15 protein-coding genes are annotated in these 14,642 nt (G+C 38.6%); 3 read left to right on the forward strand and 12 right to left on the reverse strand.

Features of this window, described 5'->3' with window-relative positions; translation table 11 throughout:
* Positions 1-44: 44 nt before the first annotated feature.
* The 6 genes from V1500_RS15110 to V1500_RS15135 all read right to left on the reverse strand — a co-directional run bounded on the left by V1500_RS15110 (position 45) and on the right by V1500_RS15135 (position 6,344).
* Positions 45-353 (reverse strand): hypothetical protein, encoded by a 309-nt coding sequence (locus V1500_RS15110; protein ID WP_409300452.1) that lies wholly within the window; start codon positions 351-353, stop codon positions 45-47.
* A 370-nt stretch (positions 354-723) separates the two neighbouring features.
* Positions 724-1,146, reverse strand: coding sequence for a DUF1801 domain-containing protein (locus V1500_RS15115; RefSeq protein ID WP_409300454.1), 423 nt, complete (start codon positions 1,144-1,146; stop codon positions 724-726).
* A gap of 574 nt (positions 1,147-1,720) precedes the next feature.
* Positions 1,721-2,998 carry an OFA family MFS transporter gene (locus V1500_RS15120; RefSeq protein WP_409300456.1) on the reverse strand — a complete coding sequence of 426 codons (1,278 nt, stop codon included), beginning with the start codon at positions 2,996-2,998 and terminating at the stop codon, positions 1,721-1,723.
* A 66-nt stretch (positions 2,999-3,064) separates the two neighbouring features.
* Positions 3,065-3,247, reverse strand: coding sequence for a transcriptional regulator (locus V1500_RS15125; protein ID WP_409300458.1), 183 nt, complete (start codon positions 3,245-3,247; stop codon positions 3,065-3,067).
* Positions 3,248-3,628: 381 nt separating this feature from the next.
* Positions 3,629-5,155: an aldehyde dehydrogenase family protein gene (locus V1500_RS15130; RefSeq protein ID WP_409300460.1), complete on the reverse strand. Its 1,527-nt coding sequence runs from the start codon at positions 5,153-5,155 to the stop codon at positions 3,629-3,631.
* A 13-nt stretch (positions 5,156-5,168) separates the two neighbouring features.
* Positions 5,169-6,344: an LL-diaminopimelate aminotransferase gene (locus tag V1500_RS15135; RefSeq protein ID WP_409306006.1), complete on the reverse strand. Its 1,176-nt coding sequence runs from the start codon at positions 6,342-6,344 to the stop codon at positions 5,169-5,171.
* Between the two features lie 738 nt (positions 6,345-7,082).
* Here V1500_RS15135 and V1500_RS15140 point away from each other — a divergent pair.
* The gene (locus V1500_RS15140) at positions 7,083-7,622 is read left to right on the forward strand and encodes an HXXEE domain-containing protein (protein WP_409300462.1); all 540 of its coding nucleotides are present in this window, start codon (positions 7,083-7,085) and stop codon (positions 7,620-7,622) included.
* Between the two features lie 280 nt (positions 7,623-7,902).
* Here the strand turns inward: V1500_RS15140 and V1500_RS15145 are convergent, their stop codons facing one another.
* Entirely contained in the window at positions 7,903-8,481 is a 579-nt protein-coding gene (locus V1500_RS15145; protein WP_409300464.1) for a TetR/AcrR family transcriptional regulator, read from the reverse strand.
* A 330-nt stretch (positions 8,482-8,811) separates the two neighbouring features.
* A complete protein-coding gene (locus V1500_RS15150; protein ID WP_409300466.1) occupies positions 8,812-9,216 on the reverse strand; it encodes a VOC family protein in 405 nt (134 codons plus the stop codon).
* A 649-nt stretch (positions 9,217-9,865) separates the two neighbouring features.
* Here V1500_RS15150 and V1500_RS15155 point away from each other — a divergent pair.
* Both V1500_RS15155 and V1500_RS15160 read left to right on the forward strand, forming a co-directional pair.
* Complete coding sequence (locus tag V1500_RS15155; protein WP_409300468.1) at positions 9,866-10,105, forward strand: hypothetical protein; 240 nt, start codon at positions 9,866-9,868, stop codon at positions 10,103-10,105.
* Between the two features lie 425 nt (positions 10,106-10,530).
* The gene (locus V1500_RS15160; protein ID WP_409306007.1) at positions 10,531-10,668 is read left to right on the forward strand and encodes a DUF4083 domain-containing protein; all 138 of its coding nucleotides are present in this window, start codon (positions 10,531-10,533) and stop codon (positions 10,666-10,668) included.
* 113 nt (positions 10,669-10,781) lie between these two features.
* On the opposite strand, the gene V1500_RS15165 is transcribed toward V1500_RS15160, so the two are convergent.
* From V1500_RS15165 to V1500_RS15180, 4 genes are all read right to left on the reverse strand, one after another.
* Positions 10,782-10,982, reverse strand: coding sequence for a hypothetical protein (locus tag V1500_RS15165; protein ID WP_409300470.1), 201 nt, complete (start codon positions 10,980-10,982; stop codon positions 10,782-10,784).
* Positions 10,983-11,422: 440 nt separating this feature from the next.
* A complete protein-coding gene (locus V1500_RS15170) occupies positions 11,423-12,199 on the reverse strand; it encodes a nucleotidyltransferase domain-containing protein (RefSeq protein WP_409300472.1) in 777 nt (258 codons plus the stop codon).
* A 436-nt stretch (positions 12,200-12,635) separates the two neighbouring features.
* Positions 12,636-13,172 (reverse strand): type II toxin-antitoxin system HicB family antitoxin, encoded by a 537-nt coding sequence (locus V1500_RS15175; protein ID WP_409300474.1) that lies wholly within the window; start codon positions 13,170-13,172, stop codon positions 12,636-12,638.
* A gap of 694 nt (positions 13,173-13,866) precedes the next feature.
* On the reverse strand, positions 13,867-14,334 hold the full coding sequence (locus V1500_RS15180) for a DUF3291 domain-containing protein (RefSeq protein WP_409300476.1): 468 nt from the start codon (positions 14,332-14,334) through the stop codon (positions 13,867-13,869).
* Positions 14,335-14,642: the final 308 nt, after the last annotated feature.

The following is a 14,642-nucleotide window of genomic DNA, read 5'->3' on the forward strand; positions in this document are numbered from 1 at the left end:
ACCCATTATTAGCCTTGACCATAAAAAAACAGATAAAGGGGGATTTAAACTCCAGTATCTGTAATGGCTTCATGTAATTTTGCTAATAATTGATCTTGTTCACTCTCGTTTAAACTGGAAAATTCCCAAAATATTCGCTTACAAAAAATGAGTTTCCCATAACTTCCCAACACGTTTGGCCGCAAATGTAGTGATATGGCATCTTCGTTAAATAACACAACAATATTTTGACCTAATTCAGCAAAGTCAACTGCACCCATTAGTTCCGCTTCCAATGCCAATTGGCTGTTTTCAACAGATGTTTTTTCAATGAATGGACCATCTATGACAATGCAATTTATATAGTCCGTCATACAAAAATCATCATCCATTTCACTTTAAGTCTATTCTTTATACCCATTCTAGGCCGAAAGGAAAACTCATTACCGATTAGAAAAAAATGTAAATTTTATATTGTTATAATTTCTTCTGCCATAAACTTCCTCCTTGGGGAAACAAAACAAAACCACCAACAAAGGCAGCTCCGAATTCTTACTCAAGATTATGATGGCAGATAGGTATTCAAGGCTTTTTGCGGAAGCCTCTTAAAATTCTACCCCTCATATACTCCCTTCAAAATATTTAGGTTAATTTTTTTCATATGTAATATAATCTTTTCGCATTACAGAGTTAAACTGCAGGTTTATCACTGGTGAAATTACTGCTGCGTAAGCCGAAGAATTTTTATGTACTCGGATAAAGTTTATTTAAATAAGCTACCGATTGCTGTATTAATTTCTTTAAAACTTCAACATCGATATCTGCAACTTTGTTGATGTATACACACCCTTTCCCAGTTGTATGCTTCCCAAAATTCAGTAATAATTCATCACGCTGTGGCTCATAAGGCGCCAGATATAAGCTGATTTTAGCCTTTCTTGGTGAAAAACCGACAAGCGGAGCATCCCCTTCATGGCCGCTCTTATATCTATAATGATAGGACCCAAACCCTATAATACTGCTGCCCCACAATTTCGCCTGGAAGCCGGTTGTTTGAGTGAAAATATCTAATAATGTATAAGCATCCCCCCTCTTTTTTGGGTTTTCGATTTTTTCAATAAATTCTATAACACTGTGGTCATTTTCTTTGGTTTTTAATTCGTACATATCGCTAGCCACCCTTCTTTACTATCCTTTTCTTCATTATTACCTTCAAACCCTTCATCAATGTCGAGCAAAAAATCCCCCATCCGTAAAGATCAGGCTGATGTAGCCACTTCTACCTCGATAATGGCCTTAAAGAAGAATCTTAGACCGGTTCAATAAGGTCCAGGTGGCGAGTATGGGCTGCTATGGACTATGTAAAATAGTCCGGGATAATTAAGTTAATACACCCGGTTTTCTAAAAAAGTACGGAACAATACAATAAAAAATATCTCAAACTTAATAGACCATTAAGAGAGTGCCATTTTAGTTCAATTCATTTCTTTTGTTGACAAGTGATTGTTATACTAAGCAACGGATCATTCATGTTAACATGGAACCAATTGCGTAAGCTGTTGCAGATTAGTATTGTTACTAAGTCTATTGCGTCAATTTTTTCAAAAAAAAAGCAAACATACCGGTAAGCACGGAATGTTCGCTTTTAAAAATTGTGGTTGTTCTTTATATGATTACAAAAGACGATAAATTGTCCCTTATTCCTACACGGTTTCCAATGATTTTGTATATCTTGGAATGATTAACCCGCCTTGGTATAAGCTGAAGCAGTCCCATTTTGCGTGTTGAGTTTGCGTAGTCTGCTAATATCTTTACGAATAAGAAGGGAAACAATCAATGCTACAACAAATAATCCTGCAAAGAAAGTCAAACTTGTTGCATAGCTGCCTGTAGTATCTTTTATCCATGCTGCAAACATTGGACCCGCCAAACCAGCTGCCGCCCAGGCGGTAAGGATGTAGCCATGGATGGCACCAAGCTGTTTTGTTCCGAAGATGTCACCGATATATGCCGGGATGGATGAAAAACCGCCACCGTACATTGTGTAAACGACTGCTAGCATAACTTGGAACAATAACGCATGTGTTGTATGAGGTAACACAGCAAACAACACGATTTGAGTTGCAAAGAAGATCGTATACGTATTCGGTCTGCCGATGTAATCGGAAATGGAAGCCCATCCAATACGGCCAAAGCCATTGAACAACCCCATTACCCCGACAAGTGCCGCAGCTCCTGCTGTTGTCAGCCCAATGCTTTCCTGTGCCAACGGTTTTGCAGCAGAAAGAATTGCAATTCCGCAAGTTACATTGATAAATAACATGATCCACAAATAATAGAATCTTTTAGTCTTAATTGCTTCATTTGCAGTTAACTGGGCTAAATCTTCTTTTAAAGCCTTCTTTCCTGATTTAGCTTTTTCCTTAAACCCTTCTGGTACCCATCCTTCAGCAGGTTTCTCTAAATATAAAGAAGATAATGTCATGATGATAAAATACGCTGAGCCTAAAATAAAGAATGTATTACCTGTACCAACAGACTTAATTAATGAATCCATGATTGGACTTGCGATGGCTGCAGCAAAACCAAACCCCATGATGGCAAGTCCAGTTGCCAGTCCGCGACGGTCAGGGAACCATTTCACCAGGGTGGAAACAGGCGCAATGTACCCTACTCCCAATCCAATTCCACCGAGTACCCCGTATGTAATATACAATAATGGCAAAGAACCAAGGTTTACAGCCAGTCCAGACCCAATGATCCCAGCCCCGAAGAAACCGGCTGCCAAGAGACCAGCTTTTCTCGGGCCATGCTTTTCAACGAAGTGTCCAAGGAATGCCGCTGATAAACCTAGAAATAAAATCGCTAGACTGAATGTGAACTGCACTTGTTTAGTAGTCCAGCCAAATTCATTAATTAGTGGATTGGTAAAATTGCTCCACGCATAAACGGAGCCAATGGAAATATGAATGCCAACTGCAGATAATGCAATCAGCCAACGGTTTTTTGTCTTACTCAAAACTATGAACCTCCAGTTAGTAAAAATATGTGAGAATAATAAAATGAAAACTATAGTAAACTTTTATTACCATACCGATGAAGTTGCGCGATGTACTACTTTTGCAAAAACTCCATAAATATATCCGCATTTATCACAGTAGGCAACATTGAACCATGGGTCTTTTGTCTCAGTCGCCTCTTCACTGTCCTTAGAAACAATGTGCTCAATCCCCGTTACTTGACACTCTGGACATTTAGGTTCTGTCATATAAATTCGCCTCCTTTCTTTTATTTTCGACAATTCCAGAATAATATTAACACTTTGTGAAAAAAATGTATACGTAATCATTTCCTCTTTTGTAAATCGAAGTATTAATGTACACAGTAAGACCATCTGGTTATTTTTTACCACAGAAGAAAAGTTGCTGCAGCCTATGTTTTCTTAAATGCAGTACATTAGAACTGTGTTTAGTTTTTTTCACCCTGAATAGTCCCCTTGTTGACAAGGGGACCATACATGCTTTTTTATGAACTTGTTTCTTCATTTTTAGTCTATTTGCTTTAACATTGGGACGCCCCTGATGATTCATTACCCCACAATCAATGTATTCCTCTTCGTATTTATCCTGGCAAACTATGAAACAAGCTACTATTTATTATCGATCTGCGCCCGCTGCAGTGTACCGCTGTAATCAACATAGATGGATTTCCATTCTGTATAAACATCCAGAGCAGCAACGCCGGAATCACGGTGGCCATTTCCAGTTCCCTTTGTTCCGCCGAAAGGAAGATGAATCTCGGCCCCGGTAGTACCAGCGTTAACATAGACAATACCGGTATCAAGATCTCTCATCGCCTGGAATACCCTGTTGACATCTCGTGAGAAGATGGAGCTCGATAGTCCGAATTCCACACTATTATTTATTTCAATCGCTTCCTCCAAGGTCTTAACAGCGATGATGGATGTAACCGGCCCAAATATTTCTTCCTTCGCAATCGTCATATCAGGAGATACATCGGTGAAGATCGTCGGCGCATAATAATTTCCTTTTTCGAACCCGTCTTCTGCGAGAATTTTGCCTCCGCAGAGCAGCTTTGCCCCTTCTTTTACACCGGTTTTAACATATTCATCGATTTGTTGTAAGGCAGATTGGTTAATGACAGGACCTATATTCACTTCCTCATCCAAGCCGTCTCCAATCTTCAATTCCGCAACTCGCTCTAAAAGCTTGGTTTCCAGCTGCTCCTTCACAGCTTCGTGAACAATCACACGGCTGCAGGCTGTACATCTTTGGCCCGCTGTCCCGAACGCACTCCAGATGATGCCGTCAACGGCAAGGTCGATGTCTGCATCCTCAAGCACTGTGACGGCATTCTTCCCCCCCATCTCAAGTGATGTCCGCTTTAACAGGCTTCCTGCACGTTCATTGATTTTGCGCCCGACTTCATTAGAACCTGTAAATGATACCAAATCCACGTCAGGATGCTCAACGATTGCATTCCCTACCTCTCCGCCGCTTCCAAATACAACATTAAGCAGCCCTTTCGGCAGGCCAGCTTCTTCATAGATCTTTGCAAATTCCGCAGCCATGAAAGGCGTTTCCGTAGCCGGTTTCCAGACAACTGCATTACCTGCAACAAGTGCGGGGAGCGATTTCCATGAGGCAATCGCTATCGGGAAATTCCATGGCGTGATCAGTCCGGCAACGCCAACAGGTACGCGTACACTCATGGCAAACTTGTTCCTAAGCTCTGACGGGACAGTGTCGCCAAACAGCCTGCGTCCCTCTCCCGCCATATAGTACGCCATATCGATTGCTTCCTGGACTTCGCCGCGAGCCTCACTGATCACTTTCCCCATCTCACTTGTGAGAATATGCGAGAGGTCTTCTTTTTTCTCCTTTAAAAGTCTTGCTACTTCGTAAAGAACATCCGCTCTTTCCGGAGCCGGAACAAGCCGCCAGGACTTTTGAGCCTGCTTGGCAGCGAGCACGGCTTTTTCTATATCTTCCTTCGTGGACTGAGGCACTTCCCCCAGAACTTCACCGGTCGCTGGATTTATATTGACCGTGAACCTTTCTGAAACAGACGGTACCCAATCTCCCGCAATATAATTTAAATACCTCTTCGCTTTCACATTTGCCTTATTTTCCTCTTGGATCGTTTGCTGATTCATTTGTATTCCCCTCTCACTTGGCACTGATTTTAATATTATTTTTTATTCGATTAACCGCTTCATATAAGACATCATTAGGCAAGGAAAGGGATATTCTGAAATACCCCTCTCCGGAAGGGCCAAATGCATTGCCAGGCGTGACTATAACTCCCGTTTGTTCGAGGACAGCATCTGCAAATTCAGAAGAAGTATAGCGTTCAGGTGTTGGTGCCCATATAAAAAACGATCCCAATGGAGCTTCAGCATGGATATCGATTGCTTTTAGCCCTTCCAGCATAAACCTCATCCGCTCCCAATAAATTTCATTTTGTGCTTTTATGCAGTTTTGATCACTATTTAAAGCGTGCGCGGCAGCCAGTTGTATGGGAGTGAACTGACCGGTATCCGTATTGCTTTTATAAACGGATAAAGCCTTGATCACTTCCTTGTTTCCGACTGCATATCCAATCCGGAAACCTGTCATACTGTAGGTTTTTGATAAGGAACCAAATTCAACTGCAACTTCCTTTGCTCCTTCTGCTTGCATAATGCTTGGAGCCTTGTACCCCTGGAATGTCACCATATTGTAAGCTGCATCATGTGCAATCACAATTTGGTGTGAGGAAGCGAACGCCACAGCCTCTTTGAAAAATCCAAGATCCACAGCGGCCGCAGTCGGATTGCCTGGAAAGTTTAAAAACATGAGCGTTGCGGCATGCTTTACATCTTCTGGAATCTCCGTAAACAAGGGCTGAAATTGGTTTTCCTTCAATAATGGCATACCGTGGACTTGTCCCTGGGCGAGATAGGCTGCCATCCGGTAAGGAGGGTACCCAGGGTCAGGGAGTAATACATAATCCCCCGGATCAATAATTGTCGGAACAATATGTGCGATTCCTTCTTTGGAACCGATTAAAGCAAGAATTTCCGTATCAGGATCCAAATCCACATTGAACTGCCTTTGGTAAAAGTCAGATACTGCTTTTCTAAACTCCGGATGCCCTAAAAAACTTGGATATTTCAAGTTTTTGGGATTGCCGCTTTCTTCTATTAATTTATCTACAATATGCTGCGGAGTTGGCAAATCCGGGTCACCGATACCCAAGTCAATCACATCTATGCCATCTGCTATCATCCTTGCTTTTTTTCTCGCAAACTCAGCAAACATATATGGAGGTATTTGATTCATTTTGCTGGATTGGAAACGCAAATCCACCTCACCCCCTTTATTAACAAATTTGCGCCTTATGTACACTGTATAATTTTCGGAAAATTTATACTATGTGGCTTTTATACAAACATAAAAGTTAATCGGTCAAACTATTTTGTTTACTTTAAACAAACGAAAGAAATACGCATGTTCAATATGGATCACAAAACCCTGCGAGGAAAATATTGACAAAGAAACAGAGCTGTTTATAATTGAGTATATACTCAAATATTGCCAAAAGACCTCTATACATTTGAAAGCTAAACTGTTCTTGTTTAAAAATATTTTGAAACTATGCACTTTATTTTTTGCATATTTTTGAGTAATTACTTAACAAGAGGTACCATGAATGATTTTGCATCAAAATATGGGGCCGCGTGGGCAATGGTTACAGTGGCAACTTCGGGTACAGGTTTTCAGTTTATTAAAATGCTGACAAAACAAGGTATCATATTGACGTTTTGACTGTTTGTCCGGGAGCAATGAAGACTGGTTCCAAGGAGCGACCTGGTGTCCTCAATAATTGCGCATTGGACCGTGAGCTTGTGGCAAGAACGCCAATGGAAGCACTTGGCCATAAAGTGACGAGACCGTGCCGGGATTTCCAAACCTCTTATTATATAAAGCTGTTGGCCAATTTCATCCGGGAAGTTTCGATTAGTGGTATTTCAAAAGGTCATAAAAGGATTTTAAGTAAAGAATTGAGTATGAAATCTGAATTAGAGAGGCGATGGAATTATGAATCAACCATTATTCGATGTCCAAACCCTTATCTGGCTGTTACCCATCATGTTTATCCTGCATGACTTTGAAGAAATTATCATGTACGAATCATGGATGAAAAAGAACTCAGGCAAAATGATTAGTAAACTTCCTAAAAAACTTGCAAATCAGATAAGCAAACATTTTTCCATGACAACTGCTCAAATGGCAGCAGCTGTTTTGCTGATCTTCTTAATCATCAGCAGTGCCGCTTTATTGGCCAACCAATATGTTAACGATAAGCCGTTAGCTAATATTCACGTTTTTACAGTTATCATCTTGACTTTTTTCCTTCACGTATTTACACATGTTGGCCAGTCCATTTTCTTTCGTTCAGTAACTCCTGGCGTAATCACTTCCATATTCATCGTTCTTCCATACAGCTTGATCACTCTATATGCCCTGTTAAGCGTTGATATCATAGATTGGAAAACAATTTTAAAATGTTTACCCTTTGTTTTGCTAGTGGTTCCTATAGTTTTGCTGGCACATTGGTTTGGCAAAAAGATTGCATAGAGATCAACTAACCCTCGGGTATCTTCTCTACCTCACGGTATTTTCATTTTTAAGAACTAAAAAATAAATATATATGTAATCTTGTTAAACCTTCGAATTAAAACACACAGCAGCTCTTCATTATTTAGATTTTTTGTACAATAAAAATGTACTGCAATCCAGATAATGTTTTGCGTTTTGAGCCATTATAATGTTTTGTTGCCGGAGCTTGGACGAGCTGACGTAAATATTTTACAACTGTTGCGTATTTACACAAAATAAAAAAATACCTAATTCATCATTAAGTATTTTTCAAACCATTTATAACTAATGTTGCGAGATTTTTTATATATTCTCCATCATCAAAATCCTTAGCGTCTCTATCTCTGGTTAATCCATATGTCAATATGCTTGACAGAAACATTTCCCCTCCCATTTTAATCTGGGAACTCGAAATTGACGAAGAAACCAATTTTTCCAACAAATCAGCACTCTTTTGAGACATTGAATCCAGCAATTCGGTTACTGTACTTTGAACATTTTGGTTTCTTCTCATTTCCGGTGACCAAATAAAAAACAAGAAATTTTTGTTACTATACAGAAATTCTAAATAAAGGAGTCCAAATTGAGTTAGAGCTTCCAAAGGGTTTAGGTGGGAAAATTTCTTAAAGGTCTCCTGCATAGAGCCTACAAAGGATAATCTTTTCGTAAGCTGTGTCAATAATTCATTTTTATCTTTAAAATAATAAAAAATAAGGCCTTCTGCTACACCGCTTCTATTAGCAATTTCTTTTGTTGTCGTTGCATTAAATCCTCTTTCGATGAATAATTCGAAAGCAGCCTTCAGTATTTTTTCGCGTTTGGCATTCAGACAAATCATCTCCGCATATCATTGAGTATATACTCAATTATAGTTGAATGGAATTTACATTCAAGTACCTTCCAGTTGAACATTTTCAATAATATTAAATGCCAGCACAGCCGCATAATAAAAAATATTGTATATTTTACTCCAGTGATTGTATATAATGCAGTCTTTCAGAATGAGCTCATTTATCACTGGTTTTCTTTCATGGCTCTTCTAATAGGAATTTCTATGGTGCCGAAGCAAAAAAAAACGGCCTAAAAACAGCCGAGAAACATTCTTATTTATGATGATGGTGAATAAAATCGGCACAACTTAGCATATCTGACAGCTTGAAAAACAGAATTACTGGTTCATATCCATATACATAACTTCCCAATAATGCCCGTCCAAATCGTGATAGCTCCGATAATACATAAAACCTTCGTCATGCGGCTCGCTTGCTTCCCTGCCGCCAGCCGCCACCGCCTTATCCACTACTTCATCCACTTGTTCCCTGTTTTCAGCGGATAATGCAACAATCACTCCTGTCGTTTTGGACGTGTCAGGCAACTCTCTTTTCGTAAATGATTGAAAGAAGGGTTCGACCAATAACATGGCATAAATATTTTCGCCGATAATCATGCAGGCTGCATTTTCGTCCGTGAATTGAGGATTGAATTCATATCCGATTTGCTTGTAAAATTCCATAGACTTGTTTAGGTCTTTCACTGGCAGATTGACAAAGATTTGGCTTGATTGAACTCCCATTTTTTGCCACCTCCAATTTTTCTTTATCTTATCACCCTCCCATATGCCTGTCAAACTTCATAATGCAACTATTTATTTTCTTTTCCTTTCCTTTAATCCAGCTTTAGCACCCTCATTTTCTCTGACTTCCAATGGTAAAAGTTTTTGTATCAAAACGGTTATCGATACATTGTTTTGTTTGATCAGCACATTGTCAGTATTGCCAACGATTATTTTTCTTTTTGAAAGAATACTTGTCAAAGAATAAGCACGAAAACGGAAAGATGCTTTAACAGTTAAACATCCATGATCGAAAACTGCCAGGTTACAGAACTCGGCATTTCTGCTTTCAACGAGTCACTTGGGGCGTAAAGGCAGCTCCGGCCATCAGTTTAGCGACCGTTAAACACTCAAGCGAAAGGCTGTACTTCTGTTTTGCTAATTTAAGGTCTGGTCTATGTTTCTGTATTATTCGCTTCATTCAAACGAGACACAAGCTGCTGCCCCAGATTCCGGATTTATATCAGGTCCACCTTTACTGATTTCCATGTTTTAACAGGAAATCACAGAGCATTGTATGTTATGATTAACATGATAAAAATAAATTACTTTGGGTTCTTTTAGACTTTTCTTAGTCACTTCCCTTGTATGGAAGGGAGAGTAGAACGGAATGTCAGCAGAGCACTTAAAAAAAATGTTAAAAACATTAAGTGAGTACCCTAACAGCGAGATCACTCTAACATTCAACAACAGGTATGAGGTACCCATATTGTCTGTGAACTATCTAAAACTCGGGTTTCACCTTACTTATTTGAATAACCAAACTGTGGAAACATACTATGATATTGAAACAACCGTGACAGCCATAAATATAGCAATTGAAAATAATTTACAAACAACCTCTAAATAATGCAGAGGTTTTATTTTGTCCTTAACTTCTTCCTGCAGTAAATCATGAGTCCTTCTTCAGCACTGCTCTTACTCCATTCCTATTAAGCAACGCAGATGTAACACTGCCGTCTTTAGTTATTCCTCTCAGTATTAATCTCTCTGATTCTAGAAAAGGAAAACATTTACACGATCCCCCTTTTATTTATACATGCTCTAATATCAGCCCGCAATAATAACCCCCCCTCATCTGAAAGGAAGCGAATGCATTAAAACGCATGGAATGATCGCTTTATATGCTTCCCATAAATTAATTATAGATTTTCTTACTTGGTGGATGTAAAATTTAAACAATTCCTGTAAAATAGTGTGGACTATAGCATTCGGGGTGACAAATTGACAAATATAACCAGTTACAACATCGGAGATATGATTTTTCAAATACTTATGCTGGCGTTTTATGTATTAATAATCATAGGGATCGTACGGTTTATCCGCTCTAAAAATAAACAGGAAAAACAACTTAAAAATATAGAGAATAAGATTGATCTTTTAATGGATCAGATTAAAAAGGATAAGAACTAGCAGTATTTTATGGCGTTTGTTCATTTAGAGGGTTTAAGTTATGTAAACTATAAAACTTAACAGAAAAAGCCACTGTTTTTCGAATTACAGTGGCTTTAAAACAGTTTTTAGCTTTAAGAGCTCTTAATTAATCTCATGCCAAAGGTTAGTATCTCATTACTGTTTTTGAGAATAAATCCATAATTATTTTTATGGTCGATCACTATATTTTCATCCAGATGGCCAATAGCCTGATCGTCTATTAGGATTGTAATTTCACCGATAATAAATGACTGTTCATTTTTTACCTGCTCAACCTGAGCAAGTTCGTACACATACGTGGCACCTCAACCAGTAGTTCGAATTTCATTAATCCTAACGATTGGTTCTGAACCAAGTGCATTTATTAGCTGCCGATTTGCTGCTTCGGTTACATTCACTTTCATCTTATCACCTCCAAATAAATTTACCCTTCCCTAACTAAATTCAATCGAGCAAATAAGGATAATCTTTACACTTTTTTATTATTTCATTAACATGCCCCTGCTCGGGAAAGACTTGGAAACCATAGTTTGTTCCCTCATTTTATAAAAAAGCTAATAAACTTAAAAATCTTCCAAATGAAATTCCTTCAGGAAAATATCACTTGGATCAAGTTGTTAATATGAAACATTCTCATAAACCTCCTCACGTATGGCAACAGATGAGAAGAGTTTCTTTTGCAATCTAGTTTACAAAGCTTCTGTTTTTTCAGAGGCACCTTATAAATCATACATTATATTGCCATTTCTATTATCGTTCTTATTTTTTCCTCTTTATCATCTATATCAACCAACTTACTTAGACTCTTATTTAGACGAAGGAACTCAGGCAGGAAACTCATCATTGTTTTCATAACTTCATTAGCGTCCCGATTGCACTCCCATGCCTCCAATAAGGATAATTGCCATTCATCGAGCTTACTTCTTGCGCCCTCGATTTTAGACCACACACCATACGCACCATCCAGATGTTCTTCTTTTTCCATATACCAGCCTGCAACAATCAACCAGCGTATCCGATCTAAGTTAGACAGTGCATAATATATTTCGCCTCTCATAACAGCTCGGTAGGTTTCGTGTATAAAGGCAAGAACTTTTCCTCTCCAAAATACTATCTCTTCAGAAGAAGGATTATAGACTATAAGAGATGCTTCCTTTATAATGTCGGTAATCACTTTATGCGGATCATAAAGGACCCTGCATCCTTTTAACCAGATGGAAGGAACAACTTCTTCAGGTGCATGATACCAGCTGTCAACTTTGACAAAGGAATCATAATGGGTAACTACTACGGGTGACAAAGGATTGGAATCTTCATAAAATAAAGCCTCTCCCCATTTTCTTGATCTTTCCCGTTTTTCCTTGATAAAGTTAGCGATCTTCTCATGATTTACGATGATGTGTAAATCAATATCGGAATAGTGATCAAAGTTTCCTTTAGCCAAAGAGCCAGCTTGATAAATCGCCAGTACATCATCATCCATTGTTAAATCTTTTAATGCATTTTCCAAAAGTGCGTCCCTGCGTTTTGATAATGATAGATCTCTTTCTATGTGTCTACTTACAAATCCCACACACAAACACCAGCTCCTTATCTTTTTGAAACTACTAATAAACTACAAATATTCTATATGTAAAAAAATAATCCTTCTTCTTATTATCCGGTCAGCCTGGCTAAGTGACGCGATCTTTTTCATTTTCTGGCATGGTAACAGGCATCCTTGTGGAAATGAGTAGTATCAGGGTTATATATAATAGATTGGCTCTGTTAAACGTCAATGGTGATTTTTAAGCGAAATAAGGACCCCCTAGGGTCCTTATGCTATCCTTAGCCCCCGTTAGTCGAAGTGAGTTTCTTCACAAACTTCCATCCATAATAGTAAACATTTTCACACTTATGTTTACGCTTAAAAAGAAGGGACCGTCAAATGACCATTCCTTCTTTAACTAACCACCACGCTTAAGAATTTCATTTTCAACAAATTGGTTAAATTTCTCTTCGGCTTCAGAATGTAGTTTGACGGTGAAAAGTAAATTATCATCAGAATGTTCCTCTTCTGAATAGTCCTCATAAAAAATGTCCCACATTCCTTGATCATTTTTAAATCCAATTGCTTCTATAAACTCATCATTTTCTTCGACGTAATAGCCAATATGCCAATGACGACCTTTTAAATGCTCCTGTATTTCTTCGGCATATGGTTCAAATGATGTCTCTACATTGATTAATTCCATCCCTTGAGAAAGGTTATTGCTTGGAATAGGAATAGGTTCAGGGAGTTCTTCATTATCATATATGATTCCTGCCAAAGAGTAAGCTAAATCCCTTTCTGCTTTTTTTATCGCTATACGTCTTGTTTTTCCTCGTGTTAAAGGATAATCCCACCCCGATTCAGGAAAAATCGTTGGGAAATAAACACAAAACATTTCTTCATCTTCCTGTTGTATGAATGCTGGATAAATTACTTTTCCGAAATTGATCACAGTGATACATCCTTTTCACTTTATTATAAGCAATTTACTCTTCTTAAATATAACTAACTTAATAGGTTGATGTGAAAATTCAGAAGAAATTGTTTACCTTTCATCCTTTTTACTACTCAATTTTTTTGCATTTATAGTAACGTTGTTTATTAGAGTAAACAATATTCTCTTCAACTCCCTCAGTATGAGTAGCGTAGGCCTGCGTGTTTTTTTATGGTATTTGGTGACACCCAAAAAAACTCGCCGGACGTAACGGCGAGTCTTCCCTTATCGTTCACCAAATAGATCATATGTATGTTCACTGCGAAATCCTTTTCACTCGACTCCCAGGTCTTTCACGCTCACTTCTTCCATTTTAAAAACGCGGACTTCCTCGTTTTCTTTTTGTGAAATGCACGTATCCACGATGGTTTGTCTGACCTGCTCCAGGCTGTCACAAAAAAAAGAAGGTCGAAAATATGAACTTGGGAACGACATGTTAGTGGTCTTAACTCTTTTTCTTTTAACTTCTGTCAGAGCCTTAATTTCTTCGCCCGAGAAGCAAATAAAGCAGCTACATTTCTTCAATTCTCACTATTTCGTTACCCATTATTCCCCTTACTGAAATCAGAATTCAACAGTGGAGGGAAACAATAAAAACAGGGGTAATTTGGCAGCGTATTCTGATTTAACATGTGACCAAGAGAACCCCCTGCTAATTAAACAATAACCGCTCTCCTTTGTAATCAAATGCATGCTTGTAATCAAATGAAAAAGGAGTTGGTCCATGTTGAATATAATTCTTATATCTCTTGGAAGCCTCCTCCCAGGATACATCCTCCATTTTATCCGTCCACCATACCACATATGAAGGGTGTTTGCCTTTGTGAGGCTCAATCCATTTATCCCTATCTCGTAAAGCTCGCATATGTTTACCTGAGTAAGTAAAGCTTCGCAAAGACTCAAGGTTTTTCCATACTGTTAGTGTAAGAATAGGGTAACCATCTCCGTTGTTCACTTCCTCCGGTAATGGCACTCCTTCTGGTGAAAACTCTTCTAAAAGATTCCCTGATATAGCAGCCTGTCTTAATACTTGGTATCCCACTTCAAAAAACTCACGAGAGGCAGGATGTTCATATGGATGTTTCAATCGCCCAACAGTATAGCTTACAACAAAAGCCATAAGCATCTCTCCATTTTTGGTTTTTACCCACATATATTCAAGAAAAACTGGATTCATTCCTGTAAAACGAGGCCTCTCTAACTTGTTTAAAAAAGAGGGGTTTTCGTGAATGCTATTATCGGCATGATTAATTCCTAGTTGAAATATGAACAGCTAGGCTGGTTTTGTTGAGATTCGTAAACGGCTAAGCTGCTGTTTTTCTTTCTGCTGGCGGGCAGTTGAACAACCAAAAATTGATTGCTTTAAAGATGACAATTAGGGAAGTCTGACCCGTCCTCTGCCACAAAAATCATCCATATACCACCGAT

The sequence above is a fragment of the Peribacillus sedimenti genome (assembly GCF_046237635.1).
Taxonomy (GTDB): Bacteria; Bacillota; Bacilli; order Bacillales; family DSM-1321; genus Peribacillus; species Peribacillus sedimenti.

What these genes read in the sequence shown, in the direction of transcription:
- V1500_RS15110 (WP_409300452.1), bottom strand. Translation starts at nt 353, where the DNA reads ATGACGGACTATATAAATTGCATTGTCATAGATGGTCCATTCATTGAA.
- V1500_RS15115 (WP_409300454.1), bottom strand. Translation starts at nt 1,146, where the DNA reads ATGTACGAATTAAAAACCAAAGAAAATGACCACAGTGTTATAGAATTT.
- V1500_RS15125 (WP_409300458.1), bottom strand. Translation starts at nt 3,247, where the DNA reads ATGACAGAACCTAAATGTCCAGAGTGTCAAGTAACGGGGATTGAGCAC.
- V1500_RS15130 (WP_409300460.1), bottom strand. Translation starts at nt 5,155, where the DNA reads ATGAATCAGCAAACGATCCAAGAGGAAAATAAGGCAAATGTGAAAGCG.
- V1500_RS15140 (WP_409300462.1), top strand. Translation starts at nt 7,083, where the DNA reads ATGAATCAACCATTATTCGATGTCCAAACCCTTATCTGGCTGTTACCC.
- V1500_RS15145 (WP_409300464.1), bottom strand. Translation starts at nt 8,481, where the DNA reads ATGATTTGTCTGAATGCCAAACGCGAAAAAATACTGAAGGCTGCTTTC.
- V1500_RS15150 (WP_409300466.1), bottom strand. Translation starts at nt 9,216, where the DNA reads ATGGGAGTTCAATCAAGCCAAATCTTTGTCAATCTGCCAGTGAAAGAC.
- V1500_RS15155 (WP_409300468.1), top strand. Translation starts at nt 9,866, where the DNA reads ATGTCAGCAGAGCACTTAAAAAAAATGTTAAAAACATTAAGTGAGTAC.
- V1500_RS15160 (WP_409306007.1), top strand. Translation starts at nt 10,531, where the DNA reads ATGCTGGCGTTTTATGTATTAATAATCATAGGGATCGTACGGTTTATC.
- V1500_RS15180 (WP_409300476.1), bottom strand. Translation starts at nt 14,334, where the DNA reads ATGGCTTTTGTTGTAAGCTATACTGTTGGGCGATTGAAACATCCATAT.